This window comes from Citrobacter rodentium NBRC 105723 = DSM 16636 (assembly GCF_021278985.1).
Lineage (GTDB): Bacteria > Pseudomonadota > Gammaproteobacteria > Enterobacterales > Enterobacteriaceae > Citrobacter_A > Citrobacter_A rodentium.
In genome coordinates this window covers 3,049,222-3,074,063 of sequence record NZ_CP082833.1, presented here as the reverse complement: position 1 = coordinate 3,074,063, position 24,842 = coordinate 3,049,222, and the positions used below count along the sequence as shown (strand labels likewise).

Here is a 24,842-nt window from a genome sequence, read left to right as displayed (position 1 = left end):
GCCTGGTATGCGTTATTGTGCCGCCGCGTACAGATCGATAATCTGCTCCTGCGTGGCGGTGCGTGGATTGCCGCGCAGACAAATATCCTCCAGCGCCCCCTGCGCCCAGCCGCTAAAATGCGCAGCCGCGGCCCCCGCGTCACTGAGACGCTTTGTCAGACCAACTTCCGCGATCAGCTCGCTTACCGCAGCGATAGCGTCGCGATCGTCAGCTTTCCGGTTGGTTAACGCGCGTCCAATCTGGCTGAAGCGTTCGCGACACACCATCCGGTTAAAACCCATCACCGTTGGCAACAGCATGGCGTTCGCCTGGCCGTGGGGAATATGCAGCGTCGCCCCCGGCTGATGCGCCATCGCATGGCACAGCCCCAGCCCGGCGCTGGAAAAGGCCATTCCCGCCATACAAGACGCGAGCAGCATACTTTCGCGCGCGGTAAGGTCATGTCCGTTGCCCACCGCTTTCGGCAACGACCTGCCGATCATCGCAATCGCGCCAATTGCCAGGCTGTCGGTAAACGGCGTGGCGTTAAGCGCGCTGTAGGCCTCCACCGCATGGGTCAGCGCGTCGATGCCGGTCATCGCCGTAACCTGAGGCGGAACACCTTCCGTCAGCACGGCGTCAAGAATCGCCAGATCCGGCATCAGGGAAGCGTGCGCCAGCACCTGCTTGCGCCCGCTCACCGCATCAATAATCACCGTCACGCTGGTGGTTTCCGAACCGGTTCCGGCGGTGGTCGGCACCGCGATCAGCGGCAGACGCGGGCGCAGCGCGCTGTGTTCGTTCATCTCCGTCAGCGTCTGGTCAGGATTGGTCACCAGCAGCGCAACCGCTTTTGCCGCATCCAGCACCGACCCGCCGCCAAACGCCACCACACCATCGCATTCCGCCGCGCGCAGCTGTGCGACCGCCGCGCAAACGTCGGTAATGCACGGCTCGCCCGGCGGACAGGGCCAGAGCGTCATCGCCACGCCTTTCATCGCCAGGCTGCGTTCTAACGGCGCGGTCATCCCCGACTGATGCAGAAAGCTGTCGACCATCACGAACAGATGGCTTAATCCTCGCGCCTGCGCTTCCTGCCCGCAGGCGCTGAGCGCGCCAGCGCCGCACAGGGTGACCGGCGGTACGCTGAAGCTTTTCACCCGTTGCAGATTCAGGGTATCGAATGCCTGAAACAGCGCCGTCTGCAAATCAGCTTGCATAGATTCCCTCCGCTTTCTCTTTCCCGCTGTTGGCGATCGCCAGCGGCGTCATAAACAGGCTGTGCCGCGGCAGATGCACCCGTAATGCCGGGAAGCGCTGACGAAACAGATCGTCGACGCCCGGCTGCATACAGGAACCGCCCGCCAGCCACAGATCGTGAATCCCCTGCCCTTCGATATGGCGGGCGACAATTTCCGCCATTTTTTCGTATACCGGCTTCACCACCGGCCAGATCTCCTGCGCATGGCTGCGCTTGTACTGCTCCGCCTCTTCCAGCGGGATACGACGGTTGCCGGCAAGGGTCAGCGAAATGTGATGCCCGCCGGTGGCCTCATCGGCGGAGCTGGTCACGTTGCCCTGCTTAACAATGGCGATGCCGGTGGTGCCGCCGCCGATATCCACTACCCCGGCGTTATCAAGTTGCAGCAGATCCGCTACCGCGGTTGGTTCGTCCAGTACATGGCTCACTTCCAGCCCGGCGGACTCCAGCACATTGACCGAAATACGCGGATCGGTGCCCGGCGGGAACGAGGTCGCCGCATGGGTGAAACGACAGCCAAGCTGCTGCTCAAGCGCGTCAAGATGGCGGCGCACGATGGTGACGGCGCCAAAGAAATCCCAGACGATGCCGTCGCGCACGACGTCGGCCCAGTCGAGACAGACCGCCACCGGCTGCGCGTCGGCGTCAACCACCATCGACACCACGTCGCAGGTGCCCAGATCCACCCCCAGCCACAGCGGAGCATCGCTCGCGGCGGGCGTTTGATTGCACAGCTCCGCGGCCTTTTGCAGCCGCGGCGTCAGCCAGCGTTGTTCGTCGTGCGCCATGCGTTATCCCTTATACAATCCTGAAGGCATCCACCAGCACACAGCGGCGCAGACGGACAAAGGTGCGCGCGCTGGTAACCCCTTCGCCGGTCGGCGTGGTGATGGTCATGGTGGTCCAGCCTTCGCCGCCCAGCCCCAGCCCGGCAATGCACAGTCCGTTTTTCACAAAGATGCTGGTATCAATGGCGTTCGCCATCTGGTTCATATTGTCGATATTGCGCGAGTGCATCGCCGCGGTATGGTGGCAGCCATCTTCCAGTTGAACCGCCAGCGCAATGGCTTCGTCGACGTTTGCGACCCGCACCACCGGCAGCACCGGCATCATCAGTTCGGTAACCGCGAACGGGTGCGCAGCCGGGGTTTCGACAAACAGCAGCCGCGTCTTTTCCGGTACGGTCAGGCCGATGGCGGCGGCGATTTTGGCGGCATCGCGGCCCACCCAGTCGCGGCTGACCACCCCCTTGCCGCGTTCGTCGATATTTTTCAGCAGCACTGGCTGGAGCTGTTCAGCCTGTGCGGCGGTCAGCCTCACCGCCTGCTCGCCTTCCATCAGGCGCATCAGTTCGTCGGCGACGCTGTCGACGACAATCAGTACCTTTTCGTCGGCGCAGATAATGTTGTTATCAAACGATGCGCCTTTGACGATGGAGCGGGCGGCGCGCGCCAGATCGGCGGTTTCATCCACCACCACCGGCGGATTCCCGGCGCCTGCGGCGATCAGCCGTTTGTTGGTGTGTTTACGCGCCGCTTCCACGACCGCTTCGCCGCCGGTAACCACCAGTAACCCGATGCCGGGGTACTTAAACAGCCGCTGGGCGGTTTCGATATCCGGATTCGCCACCGTCACCAGCAGGTTTTCCGGCCCACCAGCGGCGACTACCGCCTGGTTAAGCAGGGTGATGGCGCGTTGTGAAACACCTTTCGCCGCCGGATGGGGAGCAAACACCACGCTGTTGCCGGCAGCAATCAGGCTGATGGCGTTATTAATCACTGTCGCCGCCGGATTGGTGGACGGCGTGACCGACGCCACCACGCCCCACGGTGCATTTTCGATTAACGTCAGGCCGTTATCGCCGGTCAGCGCCTGTGGCGACAGGCACTCCACGCCCGGCGTACCGCGCGCCTGGGCGACGTTTTTGGCATATTTATCTTCTACGCGGCCCATGCCGGTTTCTTTGACGGCAAGCTCCGCTAATTCCCGGGCATGTTTTTCACCCGCCTCACGAATGGCGTGAATAGCCAGCTGGCGCATCGCCACGCTTTTCAGCCCCTGCTGGGCGACCTTTGCGGCTGCCACCGCATCATCCAGGGAGGCAAAGACGCCCGGTTCATGAACGGCGGCCACCGGCTGCGCGCTGCCCTGCATTTTCAGCAGCACCGCTTTCACCACCTGTTCAATATCCTGTTGATTCATGATGTTCAGTCCTATTTATGGAAAATCACCTGACCGCCAGCCACGACCTCATCGACGATGCCAATAACGCACAGGTCGACCGGCGACGCCTCGCTGCGGTGCGCCTGGCGCGCTGAGCTGCCGCTGACCAGCAGCACCCACTCGCCGGTTCCTGCCCCGATGCTGTCGATGGCGACGGCGCACTGCCCGTCGGGCCTGCCTGCGGCATCGATCATCTCGACCATCAGCAGCTTGTCGTGCGCCAGTCCCGGATGGCGGACGGTACAGACGATCTGTCCTGTGACGACTGCCAGTTTCATACCCGCCTCCTTACTTGCCGGATGGCGGCGCTTCGCGCCTTATCCGGCCTACGGGATTGAATTTTGTAGGCCGGATAAGCGCAGCGCCATCCGGCACCCTGCGCCCCGCTTAGATATTGCCGTCGCCTTTGAAGCTGATCGGGAACACCTCTTCCAGATCGCCGTGCGGGCGCGGGATCACATGTACAGAGACCAGTTCGCCGATCCGCTGCGCGGCGGCGGCACCCGCGTCCGTTGCGGCTTTGCAGGCCGCGACATCGCCGCGCACCATCGCGGTCACCAGACCGCCGCCAATCTGTTTCACACCGACCAGCTTCACGCGGGCGGCTTTCACCATCGCATCAGAGGCCTCAATCAGTGCAACCAGGCCCCGGGTTTCAATCATTCCTAAAGCTTCCATCGTGTTTTCCTCTCATGGGTCCAGAACGGGACCGTTTATACAACCAGGGTTTGCGAGTCGCGCTGGCGGCTCGCGTCAGTCTGGCGCGGCACTGCTGCCACCAACGCCAGTTCGATAATTTCCTGTACGCTACAGCCCCGGGAAAGGTCGTGCAGCGGCGCGGCCAGCCCCTGAATCAGCGGCCCGACGGCGCGGTATCCCCCCAGACGCTGGGCGATTTTGTAGCCGATATTTCCCGCCTCCAGCGACGGAAAAACCATCACGTTGGAATTGCCGCGCAGCGGACTGGCGGGCGCTTTTTGCGCGGCGACTTCCGGCACAAAAGCGGCGTCAAATTGCAGTTCGCCGTCCACCAGCAGCGCGGGGGCGCGTTCACGCACCATCTCCGTGGCCTGCTGCACGCTGGCGACGTTCAGGTGACGGGCGCTGCCGTGGCTGGAGAACGACAGCATCGCCACCCGCGGCTCTTCACCGGTTATCGCACGCCAGCTCTCCGCGCTGGCAATGGCAATGTCCGCCAGCTGCGCCGCGGTGGGCTGCGGCACCACGCTACAGTCGGCGAACCCTAACGCCGGTCCGACGTACTGCGGCAGCATCAGGAAGATTGATGACAGCGTTTTACAGCCGGGCTGAAGGCCGATAATGCGTAACCCGGCGCGCAGTACGCTGGCGGTAGAAGAAAGGTTTCCGGCGATACAGACGTCAGCGTGACCCGCGCTGACCATCGCCGCGGCAAACATCAGCGGATCGCAGAGTTTCTCTACCGCATCCACTGGCGTTTTCTCACCCGCTCTCGCCAGCCAGCGCCGGGCAAACGCTTCACGCAGGGCGAGATTGCTCTGCGGATCGATAACCTGAATGCCGTCCAGCGCCACGCGGTGGCTCAGGGCGAACTGCCGCAGGACGAACGGACTGGCGACCAGCACCGGACGGGCCAGTCCCTGCTGTTGCAGGTAGTGCGCCGCTTTCAGCACCCTTTCGTCCAGGGCATCCGGGAAAACCACGCTGGCTGGCGCGCGTAAAGCCAGCTGGCGGGCGCGTTCGATAATCATCGTTCACCTCCCAGTCGCTGTTGGATCTCGCTGACGCTGAGCGGCTGCTTCGCCACCGACAGAATCATCATCACGTAGACCGCGCTGGAGAGGCGGTTCAGCGCCTGCATAATGTCCGGGCGCAGAACCTCGAAGCTGCGGCTGATAAACACCTGTGCGGCAACGGTTTCCGTTTCGCGCACTCTGGCGCGCAGCAGATTGAGCAGCGCGGCATCGCGACCGTAGCGGGCTTCCGGCACCAGATGATCGTGTCCAAGATAGCGCAGCGGCTGATGGGACAGGCGGTGCAGCTCATCTTCGTTAAGACCGACCATCGCCTGCGCCGCCAGCGGTTCGTCCATCGCGTCGGCGCGCATAATATTGCCAAGGCGCGAGCGGATATCCGCCAGCCACGGCTGCCACGGTTCCGCCAGTTCGGTTTGCAGCCAGACGGTGAGCGCGATGGTGCTGTCCAGCGCGGCGCGAAAGCCAAGGCGCGGATCGCTTTTAGCGACCATTTTGTCGGCGGTCAGATGGGTCAGCGTATCGGGCTTTTCCGTCACCGGCTGGCGACACAATTCGCAGCAGGCCTGCGGATGGCTGTCGCTGCTGGTCAGCCCGTGTACCGGCTGCGGCTGCTGGCGTTCATCGTCAACAAACAAGCGCCCCTGCTCATCGAGAAATTTGATGCGCAGGCGGCGGCTTTCCAGCAGTTCGCGGGCCGATGGCGTCAGGCGGGCGTCAGCGGGAAGATGAATTTCCGCCCCTTCGCTGAGCGTGTGGTTCGCTCTGAGCCACGCTTCGGTGATGAAATCGTTCATACCGATTGCCAGTTCGCAGGCCACGCCACGTACAGAAAGCGCACGGTCGACGGCGTGCCGAATTCAATGCTGGAGCCTTTCGGAATAAACATCACGTCGCCCGCTTTGGCGATCATCGTTTCGCCCTGATGGCGCACGTGCAGTTCGCCTTCCAGCACCATATCGATTTCGTCGTAGTTCAGCGTCCACGGGAAGAAGGCGTTATCCCACTGCATAAACCCGGCGGCCATGCTGCTGCCATCCTGTTCCGTCACCAGGTCGGTTAAGCCCACACAGTGCGGTTCGGCGCCATCAAAGCGGCCAAATTTAACGCTGCTGCCGTCAACAACTTTGATCCCGCCTTTGCCGGTCACCGATTTAAAGCCCGGCTGCATCTCGCCCTGCTCCAGGGTCTGTTTTTCCTTCAGCACTTTCTCCATCAGTTGGGCAACCAGGCTTTCAGTGAACTGACCTTCCGGTAGCTGAGCGATGATGGTTTCCCGGATACGCTGGATGTCGGATTTTCCCGTCTCCGCACAGGACGCCGCAGGCGCGGCATCGTCGGTTTCGCTTATCGTCACCCCCAGTAGCTCCGCGACCTCACGCGCTTCCGGGGTAATGATGCTGGCGCGCAGGACCACCGACATCTCCTGTTCACCGCGTGCGTGTGCCGCACGTATGTCGTTAGCTGTGATGAGTTTTTTCACCTGCCCCTTCCTCCTTTTGGCTAAGCCTGGTCAGATAGTCCACCAGCTGCTGTACGCTGCGCGGGTCACGGTTATTAAGCGCAAAAATCGGCTCCTGAAAGCCCATTGCGCGCAGTAGCTCCTGCGTGGCGGGGAGATCGGCATCCGGCATATCCGTTTTGCTGATCACCGCGATATGTCGTTTACTGGCGCCAATATCCAATAGCCCGGCGGGTAAGCGACTTTCTTTATCATTTGCCGCATGGACGTAAATCAGCGTGTCGATATCCTGCAGCGTGCTAATTAAGGCGTGATACCAGCGGGGATGGCTGAAATATTCCCCTGGTGTATCAATGTCGCCATTAGCATTAAATTCCACGGCCTGCGTTTTTCTGGCGAGGGAGTAATTGCCTTGCAGGGCATTAAAAAGCGTGGTTTTTCCCGCGCCAACCGTACCCACAAACGCAATACGCTTCATAGGCTCTCCGAATTAGTTTTTGGTCAGCTCGCATAACGTGAAATTTAATAAGCGTCCAAGACCGCTGACCGTCTGCAATAAGGCCTCCTCCACCGCGCCGACGGAGCCGTAAATCACCAGCGCCCCGCTGAACCGATCGAGAAAACCGATATGGACATCCGCGGCTTTCATCGCCAGATCGCCAGCAATCATCGCGGTTTCACCGGGGGTCAGGGTCATAATGCCGATGGCCCCCGCTTCGGGTACGCCGATTTTTTTCGCCAGCTCTTCGCCCGGATGCGCAATAAGATGCGCCAGCGTGACCTGTTTACCCGGCACAAATTCCTGAATGATGCGTTCTTTATTCATTGCCGCCGCCCATGTAAAAACTGGACTTATCGTGACAATTTTTTGTCAGGGTAAATAACAAAATTCGGCAAGGTGATTTAAAAGGTGAAGTGGATCACTAAGAAAAGGCGATTATTTAAATGCGCGGGAGAACCCCGCGCAGGAGTGAATTAATGCATTATTACAGCGGCTGCGTCTGCGCTTCCACAACGGCCAGCGCCACCATATTTACGATGCGGCGAACGGAGGCGATCGGCGTTAATACATGTACCGGTTTTGCCACGCCCATTAATACCGGCCCGACCGTTACGCCTTCGGAGCTGGAGACGCGTAGTAAGTTGTAACTAATACGCGCCGCTTCCATGTTCGGCATCACCAGAATATTGGCAGATCCCTTCAGCGGGCTGTCCGGCATCCGGTCCTGACGAATGCTTTCCACCAGCGCGGCGTCGCCGTGCATTTCGCCATCGATCATCAGTTCCGGCGCACGCTGTTTAATCAGCGCCAGCGCTTCGCGCATTTTGCTGGCGGCCGGCGCGTTCGACGAACCAAAGTTGGAATGCGACAGCAGCGCTACCCGCGGTTCAATACCGAAACGGCGCACCGACTCCGCCGCCATAAGAGTGATTTCCGCCAGCTCTTCCGGCGTCGGGTCGTCATTGACGTAGGTATCGGCAATAAAGGTGTTGCCGCTTGGCAGCAGCAGCGCGTTCATCGCCCCCGCCGCGTGGACGCCCTCACGGTAGCCGAACACCTCTTTCACCACGCTGAAATGCTCATGGTAGTCGCCGATGGTGCCACAGATCATCGCGTCGGCTTCGCCGCGCTGTACCATAATCGCGCCGATAGCCGTGTGATTGCCGATCATCGCCCGCTGCGCCTGCTCCTGGGTAATACCGCGACGCTTCATGATCTGGTAATACTCGCTCCAGTACTCTTTGAAGCGCGGATCGGACTCGTTGTTGACGATCTCAAAATCGACGCCCGCTTTAATCTGTAATCCGAGTTTCTGGATCCGCATTTCGATCACGCTCGGACGACCAATCAGAATGGGCTTCGCCAGCCCGAGCGTAATCAACTCCTGGGTGGCGTGCAGCACGCGCGCCTCTTCCCCTTCCGGCAGCACCACGCGCTTCGGCTCTTTGCGCGCCTGCGAGAAGATCGGCTTCATGAACAGATTGGTTTTGTAGACAAACTCGGTCAGCTTGTCGATATAGACGTCAAAGTCGGCGATCGGACGTTTCGCCACGCCGGAGTCCATCGCCGCTTTGGCAACCGCCGGAGCGATTTTGACGATCAGGCGCGGATCGAACGGTTTCGGAATAATGTAGTCCGGACCAAAGCTCAGATCCTGATCGCCATAGGCCGACGCCACCACTTCGCTCTGTTCGGCATGGGCCAGCTCGGCAATAGCGTGCACCGCCGCCAGCTTCATCTCTTCGTTGATCGCCGTCGCGCCGACGTCCAGCGCGCCACGGAAGATGAACGGGAAGCACAGCACGTTGTTGACCTGGTTCGGGTAGTCCGAGCGTCCGGTACAGATAATCGCGTCCGGGCGGACCTCTTTCGCCAGCGGCGGCAGAATTTCCGGCTCCGGGTTCGCCAGCGCCAGAATCATCGGCGCACGGGCCATCTTCTTGACCATCTCCTGGGTCAGCACTTTCGGGCCTGAACAGCCGAGGAAAATATCCGCGCCGTCAATCACCTCGGCCAGCGTGCGCCTGCCGTCATCTTCCACCGCATACGCCGCTTTGGTTTCCGCCATGTTCGGCTCGCGGCCTTTGTAGATAACGCCTTTGGAGTCGCAGACCACAATGTTGTGTTTCTGCATCCCCAGCGCCACCAGCAGGTTCATACAGGCGATTGCCGCCGCCCCGGCGCCGGAAACCACCATCCGCACGTCGGAGATGTTCTTTTCCACCACCCGCAGGCCGTTCAGTATGGCGGCGGTGCTGATGATGGCGGTGCCGTGCTGGTCATCGTGAAATACCGGAATGTTCATCCGTTCACGCAGCTGCTGCTCGATATAGAAGCACTCCGGCGCCTTAATATCTTCAAGGTTAACGCCGCCAAACGTCGGCTCCAGCGCCGCCACCACGTTGATAAACTTGTCCGGATCGAGCTCATCCACTTCAATATCGAACACGTCGATACCCGCGAATTTTTTAAACAGCACGCCTTTGCCTTCCATCACCGGCTTACCGGCCAGCGCGCCGATGTTGCCTAAGCCCAGCACCGCCGTACCGTTGGAGATCACCGCCACCAGATTACCGCGGGCGGTGTATTTGTAAGCAGCCAGCGGATCTTTTTCAATTTCCAGACAGGGGGCAGCCACGCCCGGGGAGTAGGCGAGCGCCAGATCGCGCTGGGTCGCCAGCGGCTTGGTCGGAGAAACCTGAATTTTACCGGGGACAGGGAATTCGTGGAAATCAAGCGCACTTTGTTTTAACTGGTCATCCATCTTGTTGTTCCTTTTCACGTATCGATAAAAATAAGACGCAACAGCCTGGTGCGACGCACATTATCCCCGCACTGGGTGGCGCAAACTTTGAAGGTCGCCAAACTCTTACGACTCGAAAGAGTAAATTTGTAATCAATTCATAACAACCATGTTACCTGCTTGCGCCAGCAATACCATGCCCGTCTGCTATGCTTTTTTGTTATGCAGTTCATCTTTTTTCCAGAAGTGTGAATCAACGCACTCACCTAACACTTTACTTTTCAAGGAGTATTTCCTATGAACCAGTTAGACGGCATCAAACAATTCACCACCGTTGTGGCAGACAGCGGCGACATTGAGTCCATCCGCCATTATCAACCCGAAGATGCCACCACGAACCCTTCGCTGCTGCTGAAAGCGGCCGGGCTTGACCATTACAGCCATCTGATTGACGACGCCCTTGAGTGGGGTAAAAAGCGCGGCACAACCCAGGAGCAGCAGGTGGCGGAAGCCTGCGATAAGCTGGCGGTCAATTTCGGTGCGGAAATTCTGAAAAGTATCCCTGGCCGCGTGTCCACCGAAGTCGATGCCCGCCTCTCTTTTGATAAGCAAAAAAGCATAGAGAAAGCCCGTCATCTGGTTGACCTGTATCAGCAGCAGGGAATCGATAAATCGCGCATTCTGATCAAGCTGGCCTCCACCTGGGAAGGTATTCGCGCGGCGGAGGAATTAGAAAAAGAGGGCATCCACTGCAACCTGACGCTGCTGTTCTCTTTTGCCCAGGCCCGCGCCTGCGCCGAAGCCGGGGTTTATCTGATCTCGCCGTTTGTTGGCCGTATTTATGACTGGTATCAGGCACGCAGTCCGCTGGACCCGTACGTGGTGGAAGAGGATCCGGGCGTCAAGTCGGTGCGTAATATCTATGACTATTACAAGCAGCACCGCTACGAAACCATCGTGATGGGGGCCAGCTTCCGCCGTACCGAACAGATTCTGGCGCTGACGGGCTGCGACCGTCTGACCATCTCCCCTGACCTGCTGAAACAGTTGCAGGAAAAAGAAGAACCGGTGATCCGCAAGCTGGTGCCCTCCTCACAGACGTTCCATCGCCCGACGCCAATGACCGAAGCCGAATTCCGTTGGGAACACAACCAGGACGCAATGGCGGTTGAAAAACTGTCTGACGGCATTCGCCAGTTCGCCGTCGACCAGCGCAAGCTGGAAGACCTGCTCGCGGCCAAACTTTAAACCTGACACGGAGAGATTTATGTCCCGTAAAGAACTTGCCAACGCCATTCGTGCGCTCAGTATGGATGCCGTACAGAAAGCCAATTCCGGTCATCCCGGCGCCCCGATGGGGATGGCGGATATCGCTGAAGTGCTGTGGAACGACTTTCTGAAGCACAACCCGACCGACCCGACCTGGTACGATCGTGACCGCTTTATTCTCTCAAATGGTCACGCTTCGATGCTGCTCTACAGCCTGCTGCACCTCACCGGCTACGACCTGCCGCTGGAAGAGTTAAAAAACTTCCGCCAGCTGCACTCTAAAACCCCGGGACATCCGGAAATCGGCTACACGCCGGGCGTTGAAACCACCACCGGCCCGCTGGGTCAAGGGCTGGCGAACGCCGTTGGTCTGGCGATAGCGGAGCGCACGCTGGCCGCACAGTTTAACCAGCCGGAACATGAGATTGTCGATCACTACACCTACGTGTTTATGGGCGACGGCTGTCTGATGGAAGGGATCTCCCATGAGGTCTGCTCGCTGGCCGGAACGCTGGGCCTCGGCAAGCTGATCGGCTTCTACGATCACAACGGTATTTCAATTGATGGCGAAACCGAAGGCTGGTTTACCGACGATACCGCCAGACGTTTCGAAGCTTACCACTGGCATGTGGTGCATGAAATCGACGGCCACGATCCGCAGGCGATAAAGAAAGCGATCGAGGAAGCGCAGAGCGTGACGGATAAACCGTCGCTGATTATTTGCCGCACGGTTATTGGTTTTGGCTCGCCGAACAAGGCGGGTAAAGAGGAGTCTCACGGCGCGGCGCTGGGCGAAGAAGAGGTGGCGCTGACCCGCCAGAAGCTGGGCTGGCATCATCCGGCGTTTGAGATCCCAAAAGAGATTTATCGCGCCTGGGATGCAAGAGAAAAAGGCGAGAAAGCGCAGCAGAGCTGGCAAGAAAAATTTGCCGCTTATGAGAAGGCGTATCCGGATCTGGCAGCCGAGTTTACCCGCCGGATGAGCGGCGGCCTGCCGGAAGCCTGGGAAGAGACGACGCAAAAGTTCATCAACGAGCTGCAGGCGAACCCGGCGAAAATCGCCACCCGTAAGGCATCGCAAAATACCCTTAACGCCTATGGCCCGCTGCTGCCGGAGCTGTTAGGCGGCTCAGCGGACCTGGCGCCAAGCAACCTGACCATCTGGAAAGGCTCCACTTCGCTGAAAGAGGATCCGGCGGGAAATTATATTCACTATGGGGTGCGCGAATTCGGCATGACCGCCATCGCCAACGGCATTGCCCATCATGGCGGATTTGTCCCCTACACCGCCACCTTCCTGATGTTCGTCGAGTACGCGCGTAACGCCGCGCGCATGGCGGCGCTGATGAAGGCGCGGCAGATTATGGTCTATACCCACGACTCGATTGGCTTGGGTGAAGATGGTCCGACTCATCAGGCGGTGGAGCAACTGGCCAGCCTGCGCCTGACGCCCAATTTCAGCACCTGGCGACCGTGCGATCAGGTTGAAGCGGCGGTCGGCTGGAAGCTGGCGGTGGAACGGCATAACGGCCCGACGGCGCTGATTCTCTCGCGGCAGAATCTGGCGCAGGTGGAACGCACTCCGGAGCAGGTCAAAGAGATTGCCCGCGGCGGGTATATTCTGAAAGACAGCGGCGGCAAGCCGGATATCATTCTGATCGCCACCGGGTCGGAAATGGAGATCACCCTGCAGGCGGCGGAAAAACTGACCGGCGAAGGCCGCAACGTGCGGGTGGTTTCTCTGCCCTCTACCGATATTTTCGACGCGCAGGACGACGCATACCGCGAGTCGGTACTGCCGTCGAACGTGACGGCGCGCGTGGCGGTGGAAGCGGGAATCGCCGATTACTGGTACAAATACGTGGGCCTGAAAGGCGCGATTGTCGGAATGACGGGATACGGCGAGTCAGCGCCAGCGGACAAACTGTTCCCTTATTTCGGCTTTACGGTGGAGAATATCGTTGAAAAAGCGCATAAGGTGTTGAACGTGTAAACGGCGACAGACAATGCCGGATAAGGCACAGTCGCCATCCGGCAAAAAATCTAACGCGTAATCCATAACGTGGGCCAGGCATCTGGCCCATGCCAGTTATCGCAGCTTGGCTCTTCGGCATAACGCACCAGCTGAAAACGCTGGCCGTCGAAACGCCAGCGCGTCTGGATCCCGCAGTCGGTCAAACCCCGCCCTTTCGCCAGGGTAATTAACTCCCGCGATTTTTCATCAAAGCTGGCGTTCATCAGCTCCATCTCGCGACTTCCCGCTCCGCTGTTAAACGGCAGCCGCAGGCGAACGGCGTGCGACGCCAGCGGTTTTTTACGCGAGACAACCCATGCGAGATCGACGGTATTCCAGGCGCCCGCTTCGCAGGCAATCATCATCAGGGCTTTATCGTCGGTGAGCGCGGTCACCCGGACATCGCGGCGCGACGGGTCGAGCGAGCAGCGAATGCCGTTCATTCGCCAGTTGCCGTAATCGAGCAGATCGTTGCGCTCTTCCGCCGAGAGCGGCGTCGGGGTGGGATTCACCACCGCCACGCCTTTCAGCGCGGGGGCTGGCGGCACGCTGAGCGGCGGATCGTCGCCTTTTTTAATCCACGCCGTCTCGCTGCCGACGCGCTTTTGCTGCGCGTCGATAAACAACAGGGCGGCTTTTAATCCGACCAGCGAGATGGTCTGATTGCCTTTACTGAGCGCGATCGCCTGCCCTTCCTGAATGATCCGCAGAAATCCGGTAATCGCGGCTGAGCTGTCGGTCATTAACTGCCACGGAGTAATGCGCCAGTGCGGATCGCTAAGCGTCAGCGGTTTGCCGTCCAGCAGCAGGCGCGACGCAATCTCTTTTTCATTAACCGGCGTGCTAAGGCCGCCCAGCTCTATGCGTAAAACGGCGTCGGTATGCGCGCCCGCGCTGCGGCTCAGGGACATCACCAGGCCGTGATGCTCGCCGATGTTACGGGCGATACAAAAATTCTGGTTATTACAGGTGACCTGCCAGTCAGAGAAGATCTGTTGCGCCGGAGCCGCCCACAGCAGCCGGGCCGGTAGCAGGCCCAGCAGGAGAAGAAGAGTAACGCGATAGGGCATGGACGGCGATAACTCCGGCATTCAGTCAGACAACACTGGCGTGTATCTTCGTTGCGCAGTTCGCCATGCTCAATCGGATTTATCGGATAGCGTCAATAAATCGTAAAGAAATATATCTTTTATTTATCAATCCATTAAATGCGATGCCTGCAAATAGTTAAGCAATAACACGGTCTTACCGTCGCGAATTTCACCGGATTTGATCATCTCCAGCGCCCGGCTGAACGGCAGTTCCAGCACTTCGATATCTTCATCTTCCACGCCGCCACCGGCGCTGGCGCGCTGGGCGTCGCTGTATTCAGCGATAAAGAAATGGATAAGCTCCGTGACGCCGCCGGGAGACATGTACAGCTCAAATAGTTTGCGCACCTCTCCGACCAGATATCCCGTCTCTTCGATAGCTTCCTTACGGATGCAGGCTTCCGGCTCGTCGTTATCCAGCAACCCGGCGCAGGTTTCAATAAGCAGTCCGTTTTCGTTGCCGTTAACCCAGGTGGCGACGCGGAACTGGCGGATCAGCACCACGGTCTTTTTTTCGGCGTTATACAGCAGGATAGTCGCCCCGTTGCCGCGATCGTATACCTCGCGCTTGTGGCGGATCGTCTCGCCGTTACGGCGGGTGAGATGGTAGGTAATGTTGCGCAGGATGAAGTAGTTATCGGACAGGATTTTGTCTTTAATGAGAGTGATTTTTGGCGACATACCGGCTCCACAGCTTAAGAAGAGAAATTATAGTACGCCGCGAAGCCGGGTTTGTCTGTGTGGGATTAGGCTGAATTATGCCATTACGCCTGACGCCGGATGGCAACGCTATGCGTCTTATCCGGCCTACAGGCCAACGGGGAAATATGCGGCATGGCGCCGGATGGCGACGCTACGCGTCTTATCCGGCCTACAGGCCAACGGGGAAATACGCGGCATGGCGCCGGATGGCGACGCTACGCGTCTTATCCGGCCTACAGGCCAACGGGGAAATATGCGGCATGCCGCCGGATGGCGACGCTACGCATCTTATCCGGCCTACGTCCCTTCTACTACCTGGGATATGAGGCGGTAGGCCTGATAAGCGCAGCGCCATCAGGCACGGGCTACGGGATTATCGCCCCAGCCAGTCGATAATCCCCTGGGCGGCGTGGCGGCCTTCCGCCATCGCGGTCACCACCAGATCCGCGCCGCGCACGGCGTCGCCGCCAGCGAAAATTTTCGGATTACTGGTCTGGTAGCGGTACGCGCTTTCAACATTCGCCGCAATGCGTCCCCAGTCGTCCACTTTCACCCCGTGCTTCTCCAGCCACGGCATACCGTGCGGATGGAAACCAAACGCCATGATGACCACATCTGCCGGCATGACGAATTCACTGCCGGCGATGGGCACCGGACGGCGGCGGCCCTGAGCGTCCGGTTCGCCGGGACGGGTGCGCAGAAAGCGCACGCCGCAGGCTCGCCCTTCGGCATTCAATTCCAGCTCAATGGGTTGAACGTTAAACTCAAACTGCGCCCCCTCCTCGCGCGCGTTCTTCACCTCTTTTTTCGAACCCGGCATATTGGCTTCGTCGCGGCGATAGGCGCAGGTCACCCTGTCCGCGCCATGACGCAGCGCGGTACGCACGCAGTCCATCGCCGTATCGCCGCCGCCCAGCACCACCACGTTCAGCCCGGCGGTATCAATAAACGGTTCATCCGGCTGCTCCTCCAGACCCATCACCTGCCTGGTGTTGGCAATCAGAAACGGCAGCGCATCGTACACGCCCGGCGCATCTTCGTTAGGTAAGTCGGCTTTCATCGAACGGTAGGTTCCGACGCCGACAAACACGGCGTCGTAGTCCTCCAGTAACGCCTCCAGTTTGACGTCGCGCCCCACTTCGCAATTCAGTTCGAAATGGATCCCCATCGCGCTGAAAATTTCGCGGCGGCGCGCCAGCAGCGATTTGTCCAGTTTGAAGGCCGGAATGCCGAAGGTCAGCAGCCCGCCAATCTCCGGATGTCGGTCGTATACGGTGGCGGCGATCCCGTTACGCGCCAGCACATCAGCGCAGGCCAGCCCCGCCGGGCCAGCGCCGATAATCGCCACCCGTTTATCCACCTTTTCCACCTCGCTGAGGTCCGGCCGCCAGCCTTTCGCCAGCGCCCGATCGGAGATGTAGCGTTCAATATTGCCGATGGTGACCGCCCCGTACTCATCGCGTAGCGTGCAGGCACCTTCGCACAGGCGATCCTGCGGACAAACGCGCCCGGTGATCTCCGGCAGGCAGTTAGTCTGATGGGAAAGCGCCACGGCCGCGTCAATGTCGCCGGCTTTCACCAGTTCGATCCACTGCGGAATATGGTTATGCAGCGGGCAGGTCCATTCGCAGATGCTGTGTTCACCGCACTTCAGGCAGCGTGAGGCCTCCTGCTTCGCCTGCGCGGTGCGAAACGGCAGATAGATTTCATCAAAGCTGGTTTTCCGCGCCTCAATAGCCAGTTTGTCCGGCTCGCCGCGCGCAGGCGTCGCGCGCATCTGCGTAATTTTGCTTATAACAGACGGCGATTGCGTCGCCTCGGTATGCCAGGGCTGGCTTTCCTGGCGCGCTGTGCGTAGCCGCCGCGCTTTCGACAGGCGGGTTAACGCCCCTTCCGTCACCAGCTGCAGCGCGTCCGCCGGGCAATTTTCCACACAGGCGGGGCCGTTTTCCCGTCCGTCACAAAGGTCGCATTTATGCGCCGTGGCTTTGACCTTGTCCCGGGCCACGGGGGTCAGGACAATCTGCATCGTGCCAAACGGACAGGCCACCACGCAGGATTTACAGCCGATACATTTCTGCTGGTTGACCTGTACGCTGTCGTTAAGATGGCTGATAGCGCCATTGGGGCAACTGCGGGCGCAGGGAGCATCTTCACAGTGGCGGCAGGTCACCGCGCTGCGCTGGTGCTGATGTTTGATGACGGTTATCCGCGGCTGGTAGTAACGCTGGCTCAGGACGTGCTGCTCATCATTGTGGGCCATAACGCAAGCCACTTCACAGGCATGGCATCCCAGGCACTGCTGGCTGTTGGCCATAATAAAACGATTCATGGCGACCTTCTTTTTTGGTTGTAAAAACCTTATTCTTTACGTGTTATTACCGACTAAGCACGGCGTCGGCAATGTTCATTTGCCCAGGAAGCGCAACTATTTCTCCAGAACCTGTGGCAGATCAATTTATTTCAGCCAGAATGAAATGGCGTTTTAGCCGGGCGAACACTTTTCAACACTGCCACATATAAAGGAAATCCCGCGAGTGATCGTCAAACGTCCCGTCTCAGCCAGCCTGGCCCGGGCTTTTTTCTACATTGTTCTGCTGTCGATTCTGTCGACCGGCGCCGCGCTGCTGACGCTGGCAAGCAGCCTTCGGGATGCCGAAGCCATCAACGTGGCGGGATCGTTGCGCATGCAGAGCTACCGGCTGGGTTACGATCTGCAAAGCCGCAGCCCGCAGCTGAACGCCCATCGCCATCTTTTCCAGCAGGCGCTTAACTCACCGGCGCTGAGTAAGCTGAATGCCTGGTATGTCCCGCAGACGGTAAAAAACCGCTATGCCCATCTGCACGCCAACTGGCTGGAGATGAATAAGCGGCTCGTTGCCGGCGATCTGCAGTGGTATCAGACCAATATCAATGCGTATGTGGATAAGATTGACCTGTTCGTGCTGGCGCTACAGCATTACGCCGAACGTAAGGTCATGCTGGTGGTCGGCACCTCGCTGGCGGGCGGCATCGGTATTTTCACGCTCGTCTTTTTCACGCTACGGCGTATTCGCCAGCAGGTGGTGCGCCCGCTGAACCAGTTAGTGATGGCCAGCCAGCGCATGGAGCATGGTCAGTTTGACTCCCCGGCGCTGGAAACCCATCTGCCGAATGAGCTGGGGCTGCTGGCGAAGACCTTTAACCGGATGTCCGGCGAACTGCATAAGCTGTATCGCTCGCTTGAAGCCAGCGTCGAAGAAAAAACGCGGGATTTGAACGAATCCCGACGTCGCCTTGAGGTGCTCTACCAGTGTTCCCAGGCGCTGAACACCAGCCAGATTGACGTGCACTGCTTCCGCCATATCCTGCAAATTGTCCGCGAACACGAAGCGGCGCAATTTCTTGAGCTGACCGTCGGTGAAAACTGGCGCATCAGCGAAGGGGAAAAACAGGTCGATCTGCCGATGCAAATCCTGCCGGTAACGATGCAGGACACCGTCTATGGCGAACTGCACTGGCAGAGTCGGCACGTCGCCAGCGCCACGCCGCTGTTAAACAGCGTTTCGTCAATGCTCGGACGCGGCCTCTATTTTAATCAGGCGCAGAAGCATTTCCAGCAGCTGTTGCTGATGGAAGAACGCGCCACGATCGCCCGCGAACTGCACGATTCGCTGGCCCAGGTGCTCTCTTACCTGCGCATTCAGCTGGCGCTGCTTAAGCGCTCGATTCCGGAAGATAACGCTCCTGCGCAGTCCATTATGGACGATTTCTCCCGGGCATTGAATGACGCCTACCGTCAGCTGCGCGAACTGCTGACCACCTTCCGCCTGACCCTGCAACAGGCCGACCTGCCCTCCGCGCTGCATGAGATGCTGGAAACGCTGCAAGGACAAACCTCCGCTAAACTCACTCTGGAGTGCCGCCTGCCGACGCTGGCGCTGGACGCGCAAATGCAGGTGCATTTGTTGCAGATCATCCGTGAAGCGGTGCTCAATGCGATGAAACACGCTAACGCCAGCGAGATTGCCGTCAGCTGCGTGACGGCGCCCGATGGCAACCACACGGTGTATATTCGCGATAACGGCGTGGGCATCGGCGAACCCAATGAACCCGCGGGGCATTATGGACTGAATATTATGCGCGAACGCGCGGAGCGGCTTGGCGGTACGCTAAGTTTTTCCCAGCCTTCCGACGGCGGCACGTTAGTGAGCATTAGCTTTCGCTCAATGGACGGGCAGGAAAGCGCGGAGCGTCTGACCTAGCCAGTCGTAAAAACCCGACATACGTGTACGAAACGCGGAGAGACGCTGTAATAACAGGCATGATAATTTACATTATCTCCTTTTTTTCTCCACGTTTGTTTCGACGCTTCCCGCTACAGTGAAGCACTGTCATACCCGTAAAGATATTAAGAAACATGAGGTCCTCTTTCTGATGGCGAATTTCTTTATCGATCGCCCCATTTTTGCCTGGGTGCTGGCTATCCTGTTATGTCTGACGGGAACCCTGGCGATTTTTTCTTTGCCCGTTGAGCAATATCCCGATCTGGCGCCGCCAAACGTGCGCATCACCGCCAACTATCCCGGCGCCTCCGCGCAGACGCTGGAAAATACCGTCACCCAGGTAATCGAGCAGAATATGACCGGTCTTGATAACCTGATGTATATGTCGTCGCAAAGCAGTGGAACCGGCCAGGCTTCGGTCACGCTGAGTTTTGAGGCCGGTACCGATCCGGACGAAGCGGTACAGCAGGTGCAAAACCAGCTACAGTCGGCGATGCGTAAACTGCCGCAGGCGGTGCAGAATCAGGGCGTTACCGTACGCAAAACCGGCGACACCAACATTCTGACCATCGCCTTCGTCTCCACCGACGGGTCGATGGATAAGCAGGATATCGCCGACTATGTCGCCAGTAATATTCAGGATCCGCTCAGCCGGGTAAACGGCGTCGGCGATATCGACGCCTACGGTTCCCCCTACTCCATGCGCATCTGGCTTGACCCGGCGAAGCTCAACAGCTTTCAGCTGACCGCGAAGGATGTCACCGACGCCATTGAGTCGCAGAACGCGCAGATTGCGGTAGGCCAGCTTGGCGGAACGCCTTCTGTCGATACCCAGGCGCTGAACGCCACCATCAACGCCCAGTCGCTGCTACAGACCCCCGAACAGTTCCGCGCCATTACTCTGCGGGTCAATCAGGACGGCTCGGAGGTCAGACTGGGCGATGTCGCCACCGTCGAGATGGGGGCGGAAAAATATGACTATCTCAGCCGCTTCAACGGCCATGCGGCCTCCGGGCTGGGAGTAAAACTGGCCTCGGGCGCTAACGAAATGGCAACCGCGACGCAGGTGCTCGCGCGCCTGGACGAACTGGCGCAATACTTCCCGCACGGTCTGGAATATAAGGTGGCGTATGAAACCACCTCCTTCGTCAAAGCGTCGATTGAAGACGTGGTGAAAACGCTGCTGGAGGCCATCGCGCTGGTGTTCCTCGTGATGTATCTGTTCCTGCAAAACTTCCGCGCCACGCTCATTCCCACTATCGCCGTACCGGTAGTGCTGCTGGGTACCTTTTCGGTGCTCTACGCCTTTGGCTACAGCATTAATACTCTGACGATGTTCGCGATGGTGCTGGCTATCGGCCTGCTGGTGGATGACGCCATCGTGGTGGTCGAAAACGTCGAACGCATCATGAGCGAGGAAGGGCTGTCGCCACGTGAAGCGACGCGTAAATCAATGGGGCAAATCTAGGGGGCGCTGGTCGGTATCGCGATGGTGCTCTCGGCAGTCTTCGTGCCGATGGCCTTCTTTGGCGGCACGACCGGGGCCATCTACCGCCAGTTCTCCATCACCATTGTCGCGGCGATGGTACTGTCGGTATTGGTGGCGATGATCCTCACTCCTGCCCTGTGCGCCACCCTGCTGAAACCGCTGCGCAAAGGCGAACATCATGGGCAGAGCGGCTTCTTCGGCTGGTTTAACCGCACCTTTAACCGTAACGCCGAGCGCTACGAAAAAGGCGTGGCGAAAATCCTTCACCGCAGCCTGCGCTGGATCATGATTTACGTGCTGCTGCTCGGCGCGATGGTCATTCTGTTCCTGCGTCTGCCTACCTCTTTCCTGCCGCTGGAAGATCGCGGCATGTTTATCACCTCGGTGCAGCTGCCCAGCGGCTCCACCCAGCAGCAAACGCTGAAGGTGGTACAGGAGGTCGAGAAGTATTACTTCACCCATGAGAAAGAGAATATTCAGTCGGTATTTGCGACGGTGGGCTCCGGGCCAGGGGGCAACGGGCAAAACGTGGCGCGCATGTTCGTCCGCTTAAAAGACTGGGATGAACGCGATGCGAAAACCGGCACCTCGTTCGCCATTATCGAACGGGCGACGAAGGCGTTTAACCGCATCAAAGAGGCGCGCGTGTTCGCCAGCAGTCCGCCCGCCATTAGCGGACTGGGCAGCTCGGCGGGGTTCGATATGGAGCTTCAGGATCACGCCGGAGCCGGACACGATGCGCTGATGGCCGCGCGCGACCAGCTGCTGCGGCTTGCGGCAAAAGACAGTTCGCTGACCCGCGTACGCCACAATGGGCTGGACGACAGTCCGCAGTTGCAGATTGATATCGATCAGCGCAAAGCCCAGGCACTGGGAGTGTCGATTGATGATATCAACGACACGTTGCAGACGGCCTGGGGCTCAAGCTACGTCAACGACTTTATGGACCGCGGACGGGTGAAGAAAGTGTACGTCCAGGCGGCGGCGAAATACCGGATGCTGCCGGACGACATTAACCAGTGGTATGTGCGCAATAACAGCGGCGGAATGGTGCCGTTCTCGGCCTTTGCCACCTCACGCTGGGAAACCGGCTCGCCGCGCCTGGAGCGCTATAACGGCTATTCCGCCGTCGAAATTGTCGGCGAAGCCGCGCCGGGGGTCAGTACCGGTACGGCAATGGACGTCATGGAGTCGCTGGTGCGCCAGCTACCGACCGGATTTGGCCTAGAGTGGACCGCTATGTCTTATCAGGAGCGGCTCTCCGGCGCGCAGGCCCCTGCTCTGTATGCGATTTCGCTGCTGGTGGTGTTCCTCTGTCTGGCGGCGCTGTACGAAAGCTGGTCGGTGCCCTTCTCGGTCATGCTGGTGGTGCCGTTAGGGGTGATCGGCGCTCTGCTCGCTACCTGGATGCGAGGGCTTGAAAACGACGTCTATTTCCAGGTGGGGCTATTGACGGTGATTGGCCTCTCGGCGAAAAACGCCATTCTTATCGTCGAGTTCGCCAACGAGATGAACGAGAAAGGACACGATCTGCTGGATGCCACCCTGCACGCCTGCCGCCAGCGTTTACGCCCGATCCTGATGACGTCGCTGGCCTTTATCTTCGGGGTGCTGCCGATGGCTATCAGCAACGGCGCGGGTTCCGGCAGCCAGCACGCCGTAGGCACAGGCGTGATGGGCGGAATGATCTCGGCGACGATCCTGGCGATTTACTTTGTCCCGCTGTTCTTTGTCCTGGTGCGGCGGCGCTTCCCGCTGAAGCCGCGTCCGGAATAAGCAATAAAAAAGGCGGCCTGCCAATGGGTCGCCTTTTCTGTGCGATGAGTCTCGCACGGTATGGTCTGTTATTTGGATGCCTTTCCAGAAATTTATTTACGAAGCATCACTTCGATAAAGTCTTTCCAGTTCCCCAGTTCACGTTCAATCATAACTACCTCTGCTTCTTATTATGGGTATTCTACAAAAACACACTCTTCAGGTGAAGATAAATTAGCCAATTACTGTGATTACACCTCCGCCGGCGTTCCGGGGTTGATGTGATTATAATGGCGCGTGGCTCATAAATTTTATGTGACTTACAGCAATATTTTGAAACAATCATTCGTCATCCCCTCTCCGCCAGATTTGACTTAGGAAACAGCCGGATGCGGACAGCGAGACGCTGAAGGGAATTTAAAAAACAGTTACAGGAACATGCAGGAATTATTATTCACATTTCTTCAACAATGTTATATTTTCCGTTCACGCTTAAATGACAAAATGTATTATCCACTACCGACGCGTGTATGATTAAAAAATCATTTTAAGTTAATAAGGATTCACATGATTACCCTTTACGGCATTAAGAATTGCGATACCATTAAAAAAGCCCGGCGCTGGCTTGAAGCACAAAATATTGAGTATCGCTTTCATGACTATCGCGTGGATGGCCTTGATAACGCGTTACTTAACACGTTTATCAACGAGCTGGGCTGGGAGGCGCTGCTCAATACCCGCGGCACCACCTGGCGCAAGCTGGACGAGGCCACGCGCAGTTCCGTTACCGACGCCGCTTCTGCCGCCGCCTTAATGGTGGAAATGCCCGCGATGATCAAACGCCCATTGCTCTGCGCGCCCGGTAAGCCTATGCTGCTGGGTTTTAGTGAATCCAGTTATCAGCAGTTTTTTGACGAGGTGTAGTCTATGTCGTGCCCGGTTATTGAGCTGACACAGCAGCTTATTCGCCGCCCTTCCCTGAGCCCGGACGATGCGGGATGTCAGGCATTAATGATTGAACGCCTGCGCGCCATCGGTTTTACCGTTGAGCGCATGGATTTTGCCGATACGCAGAATTTTTGGGCATGGCGCGGACAAGGCGAAACGTTAGCCTTCGCCGGTCATACCGACGTGGTGCCGGCAGGCGATGCCGATCGCTGGATTAATCCGCCTTTCGAACCGACAATCCGCGACGGAATGCTGTTTGGACGCGGCGCAGCCGATATGAAAGGCTCGCTGGCGGCGATGGTGGTGGCGGCGGAACGCTTTGTTGCGCAGCATCCCGACCATAAAGGGCGGCTGGCCTTCCTGATTACTTCGGATGAAGAGGCCAGCGCGAAAGACGGCACCGTGAAGGTGGTTGAAGCGTTGATGGCGCGCAATGAGCGTCTGGACTACTGCCTGGTGGGCGAACCGTCGAGCACCGAAGTGGTCGGCGACGTAGTGAAAAATGGCCGCCGCGGTTCGCTGACCTGCAACCTGACGATTCACGGTGTGCAGGGGCATGTCGCCTATCCGCATCTGGCGGATAACCCGGTGCATCGCGCAGCGCCGATGCTTAACGAGCTGGTAGGCATTGAGTGGGATCAGGGGAATGCATTTTTCCCGGCCACCAGTATGCAAATCGCCAATATCCAGGCGGGCACCGGCAGCAACAACGTTATCCCCGGCGAACTGTTCGTGCAGTTCAACTTCCGCTTCAGTACCGAACTGACCGACGAAATAATTAAACAGCGGGTTCACGCCCTGCTGGAAAAACATCAGTTGCGCTACACCGTAGAGTGGTGGCTCTCCGGCCAGCCGTTCCTGACGGCGCGCGGTAAGCTGGTTGATGCCGTGGTCAATGCGATTGAGCACTATAATGAAATTAAACCGCAGTTACTGACCACTGGCGGCACGTCTGACGGACGATTTATTGCCCGTATGGGGGCGCAGGTCGTTGAGCTCGGTCCGGTAAACGCCACAATTCATAAAATTAATGAATGTGTGAACGCCGCCGATCTGCAACTGCTTGCCCGTATGTATCAACGAATTATGGAACAACTCGTCGCCTGACGATGTTCCGCAAAGAGGTAAAGCGCATGGACTGGCTGGCTAAATATTGGTGGATTCTGGTACTGGTGTTTCTGGTAGGCGTACTGCTGAACGTGATTAAAGATCTCAAGCGCGTCGACCATAAAAAATTCCTCGCCAACAAGCCGGAGCTTCCCCCGCATCGTGATTTTAACGACAAGTGGGACGATGACGACGACTGGCCGAAGAAAGACCAACCGAAGAAATAACCCCATTACCGGACGGAAATACCGGCCTGGCATCCAGGCCGGATGGCGGCATCGTCTTATCCGGCCTGCGG

Annotated in this window: 21 protein-coding genes and 1 pseudogene; 7 read left to right on the top strand and 15 right to left on the bottom strand. The window is 58.5% G+C overall.

Translation table 11 applies throughout. The annotated features are described in order from the left end of the window. Positions 1-12: 12 nt before the first annotated feature. The 11 genes from eutG to maeB all read right to left on the bottom strand — a co-directional run bounded on the left by eutG (position 13) and on the right by maeB (position 9,925). Entirely contained in the window at positions 13-1,200 is a 1,188-nt protein-coding gene (eutG, locus tag K7R23_RS14470; RefSeq protein ID WP_012906588.1) for an ethanolamine utilization ethanol dehydrogenase EutG, read from the bottom strand. Beyond that, positions 1,190-2,029, bottom strand: coding sequence for an ethanolamine utilization protein EutJ (gene eutJ / locus K7R23_RS14465; protein WP_012906589.1), 840 nt, complete (start codon positions 2,027-2,029; stop codon positions 1,190-1,192). The genes eutG and eutJ overlap by 11 nt, the downstream gene beginning before the upstream one ends. A gap of 10 nt (positions 2,030-2,039) precedes the next feature. After that, positions 2,040-3,443: an aldehyde dehydrogenase family protein gene (locus tag K7R23_RS14460; protein ID WP_012906590.1), complete on the bottom strand. Its 1,404-nt coding sequence runs from the start codon at positions 3,441-3,443 to the stop codon at positions 2,040-2,042. Positions 3,444-3,454: 11 nt separating this feature from the next. Beyond that, positions 3,455-3,742: an ethanolamine utilization microcompartment protein EutN gene (gene eutN / locus K7R23_RS14455; protein ID WP_012906591.1), complete on the bottom strand. Its 288-nt coding sequence runs from the start codon at positions 3,740-3,742 to the stop codon at positions 3,455-3,457. 109 nt (positions 3,743-3,851) lie between these two features. Then, positions 3,852-4,142, bottom strand: a complete 291-nt coding sequence (gene eutM, locus K7R23_RS14450) for an ethanolamine utilization microcompartment protein EutM (RefSeq protein WP_012906592.1) — start codon at positions 4,140-4,142, stop codon at positions 3,852-3,854. Positions 4,143-4,177: 35 nt separating this feature from the next. After that, complete coding sequence (gene pta, locus K7R23_RS14445; RefSeq protein WP_012906593.1) at positions 4,178-5,194, bottom strand: phosphate acetyltransferase; 1,017 nt, start codon at positions 5,192-5,194, stop codon at positions 4,178-4,180. Beyond that, positions 5,191-5,994 carry an ethanolamine utilization cob(I)yrinic acid a,c-diamide adenosyltransferase EutT gene (eutT, locus tag K7R23_RS14440; RefSeq protein ID WP_012906594.1) on the bottom strand — a complete coding sequence of 268 codons (804 nt, stop codon included), beginning with the start codon at positions 5,992-5,994 and terminating at the stop codon, positions 5,191-5,193. The genes pta and eutT overlap by 4 nt, the downstream gene beginning before the upstream one ends. Further along, entirely contained in the window at positions 5,991-6,680 is a 690-nt protein-coding gene (gene eutQ / locus K7R23_RS14435; protein ID WP_012906595.1) for an ethanolamine utilization acetate kinase EutQ, read from the bottom strand. Before eutQ ends, eutT begins: the two co-directional genes overlap by 4 nt. Beyond that, positions 6,658-7,137 carry an ethanolamine utilization acetate kinase EutP gene (gene eutP, locus K7R23_RS14430; protein WP_012906596.1) on the bottom strand — a complete coding sequence of 160 codons (480 nt, stop codon included), beginning with the start codon at positions 7,135-7,137 and terminating at the stop codon, positions 6,658-6,660. Before eutP ends, eutQ begins: the two co-directional genes overlap by 23 nt. Positions 7,138-7,149: 12 nt before the next feature. After that, entirely contained in the window at positions 7,150-7,485 is a 336-nt protein-coding gene (gene eutS / locus K7R23_RS14425; RefSeq protein WP_024132761.1) for an ethanolamine utilization microcompartment protein EutS, read from the bottom strand. A 160-nt stretch (positions 7,486-7,645) separates the two neighbouring features. Next, a complete protein-coding gene (gene maeB, locus K7R23_RS14420) occupies positions 7,646-9,925 on the bottom strand; it encodes an NADP-dependent oxaloacetate-decarboxylating malate dehydrogenase (protein WP_012906598.1) in 2,280 nt (759 codons plus the stop codon). A 276-nt stretch (positions 9,926-10,201) separates the two neighbouring features. Between maeB and tal the strand changes: the two genes are divergently transcribed. Further along, positions 10,202-11,152: a transaldolase gene (gene tal, locus K7R23_RS14415; RefSeq protein ID WP_012906599.1), complete on the top strand. Its 951-nt coding sequence runs from the start codon at positions 10,202-10,204 to the stop codon at positions 11,150-11,152. Between the two features lie 19 nt (positions 11,153-11,171). Then, the gene (tkt, locus tag K7R23_RS14410) at positions 11,172-13,166 is read left to right on the top strand and encodes a transketolase (protein ID WP_012906600.1); all 1,995 of its coding nucleotides are present in this window, start codon (positions 11,172-11,174) and stop codon (positions 13,164-13,166) included. Between the two features lie 50 nt (positions 13,167-13,216). On the opposite strand, the gene K7R23_RS14405 is transcribed toward tkt, so the two are convergent. The 3 genes from K7R23_RS14405 to aegA all read right to left on the bottom strand — a co-directional run bounded on the left by K7R23_RS14405 (position 13,217) and on the right by aegA (position 17,312). Continuing rightward, entirely contained in the window at positions 13,217-14,257 is a 1,041-nt protein-coding gene (locus tag K7R23_RS14405; RefSeq protein ID WP_012906601.1) for a DUF1176 domain-containing protein, read from the bottom strand. 126 nt (positions 14,258-14,383) lie between these two features. Further along, the gene (gene nudK / locus K7R23_RS14400; protein WP_012906602.1) at positions 14,384-14,959 is read right to left on the bottom strand and encodes a GDP-mannose pyrophosphatase NudK; all 576 of its coding nucleotides are present in this window, start codon (positions 14,957-14,959) and stop codon (positions 14,384-14,386) included. Positions 14,960-15,353: 394 nt separating this feature from the next. Beyond that, positions 15,354-17,312: a formate-dependent uric acid utilization protein AegA gene (aegA, locus tag K7R23_RS14395; protein ID WP_012906603.1), complete on the bottom strand. Its 1,959-nt coding sequence runs from the start codon at positions 17,310-17,312 to the stop codon at positions 15,354-15,356. A gap of 205 nt (positions 17,313-17,517) precedes the next feature. Here aegA and narQ point away from each other — a divergent pair, with 205 nt between their 5' ends. After that, positions 17,518-19,224: a nitrate/nitrite two-component system sensor histidine kinase NarQ gene (narQ, locus tag K7R23_RS14390; RefSeq protein ID WP_012906604.1), complete on the top strand. Its 1,707-nt coding sequence runs from the start codon at positions 17,518-17,520 to the stop codon at positions 19,222-19,224. A 172-nt stretch (positions 19,225-19,396) separates the two neighbouring features. Further along, a pseudogene (gene acrD / locus K7R23_RS14385) lies at positions 19,397-22,510 on the top strand (multidrug efflux RND transporter permease AcrD). 92 nt (positions 22,511-22,602) lie between these two features. Here acrD and ypfM read toward each other — a convergent pair. Continuing rightward, positions 22,603-22,662: a protein YpfM gene (ypfM, locus tag K7R23_RS14380; RefSeq protein WP_001386977.1), complete on the bottom strand. Its 60-nt coding sequence runs from the start codon at positions 22,660-22,662 to the stop codon at positions 22,603-22,605. A 394-nt stretch (positions 22,663-23,056) separates the two neighbouring features. On the opposite strand from ypfM, the gene K7R23_RS14375 reads away from it, so the two are divergent. Genes K7R23_RS14375 through K7R23_RS14365 form a run of 3 tightly spaced genes read left to right on the top strand, consistent with a single transcriptional unit; the run spans position 23,057 to position 24,771 of the window. Then, positions 23,057-23,413 (top strand): ArsC family reductase, encoded by a 357-nt coding sequence (locus K7R23_RS14375; RefSeq protein ID WP_012906605.1) that lies wholly within the window; start codon positions 23,057-23,059, stop codon positions 23,411-23,413. Positions 23,414-23,416: 3 nt separating this feature from the next. Next, the gene (dapE, locus tag K7R23_RS14370) at positions 23,417-24,544 is read left to right on the top strand and encodes a succinyl-diaminopimelate desuccinylase (RefSeq protein ID WP_012906606.1); all 1,128 of its coding nucleotides are present in this window, start codon (positions 23,417-23,419) and stop codon (positions 24,542-24,544) included. Positions 24,545-24,570: 26 nt separating this feature from the next. Beyond that, positions 24,571-24,771 carry a YpfN family protein gene (locus K7R23_RS14365; protein WP_012906607.1) on the top strand — a complete coding sequence of 67 codons (201 nt, stop codon included), beginning with the start codon at positions 24,571-24,573 and terminating at the stop codon, positions 24,769-24,771. Positions 24,772-24,842 lie beyond the last annotated feature (71 nt).

Coding starts and splice junctions, on each gene's coding strand:
- eutG (WP_012906588.1), bottom strand. CDS start 1,200: ATGCAAGCTGATTTGCAGACGGCGCTGTTTCAGGCATTCGATACCCTG.
- eutJ (WP_012906589.1), bottom strand. CDS start 2,029: ATGGCGCACGACGAACAACGCTGGCTGACGCCGCGGCTGCAAAAGGCC.
- K7R23_RS14460 (WP_012906590.1), bottom strand. CDS start 3,443: ATGAATCAACAGGATATTGAACAGGTGGTGAAAGCGGTGCTGCTGAAA.
- eutN (WP_012906591.1), bottom strand. CDS start 3,742: ATGAAACTGGCAGTCGTCACAGGACAGATCGTCTGTACCGTCCGCCAT.
- eutM (WP_012906592.1), bottom strand. CDS start 4,142: ATGGAAGCTTTAGGAATGATTGAAACCCGGGGCCTGGTTGCACTGATT.
- pta (WP_012906593.1), bottom strand. CDS start 5,194: ATGATTATCGAACGCGCCCGCCAGCTGGCTTTACGCGCGCCAGCCAGC.
- eutT (WP_012906594.1), bottom strand. CDS start 5,994: ATGAACGATTTCATCACCGAAGCGTGGCTCAGAGCGAACCACACGCTC.
- eutP (WP_012906596.1), bottom strand. CDS start 7,137: ATGAAGCGTATTGCGTTTGTGGGTACGGTTGGCGCGGGAAAAACCACG.
- eutS (WP_024132761.1), bottom strand. CDS start 7,485: ATGAATAAAGAACGCATCATTCAGGAATTTGTGCCGGGTAAACAGGTC.
- maeB (WP_012906598.1), bottom strand. CDS start 9,925: ATGGATGACCAGTTAAAACAAAGTGCGCTTGATTTCCACGAATTCCCT.
- tal (WP_012906599.1), top strand. CDS start 10,202: ATGAACCAGTTAGACGGCATCAAACAATTCACCACCGTTGTGGCAGAC.
- tkt (WP_012906600.1), top strand. CDS start 11,172: ATGTCCCGTAAAGAACTTGCCAACGCCATTCGTGCGCTCAGTATGGAT.
- K7R23_RS14405 (WP_012906601.1), bottom strand. CDS start 14,257: ATGCCCTATCGCGTTACTCTTCTTCTCCTGCTGGGCCTGCTACCGGCC.
- nudK (WP_012906602.1), bottom strand. CDS start 14,959: ATGTCGCCAAAAATCACTCTCATTAAAGACAAAATCCTGTCCGATAAC.
- aegA (WP_012906603.1), bottom strand. CDS start 17,312: ATGAATCGTTTTATTATGGCCAACAGCCAGCAGTGCCTGGGATGCCAT.
- K7R23_RS14375 (WP_012906605.1), top strand. CDS start 23,057: ATGATTACCCTTTACGGCATTAAGAATTGCGATACCATTAAAAAAGCC.
- dapE (WP_012906606.1), top strand. CDS start 23,417: ATGTCGTGCCCGGTTATTGAGCTGACACAGCAGCTTATTCGCCGCCCT.
- K7R23_RS14365 (WP_012906607.1), top strand. CDS start 24,571: ATGGACTGGCTGGCTAAATATTGGTGGATTCTGGTACTGGTGTTTCTG.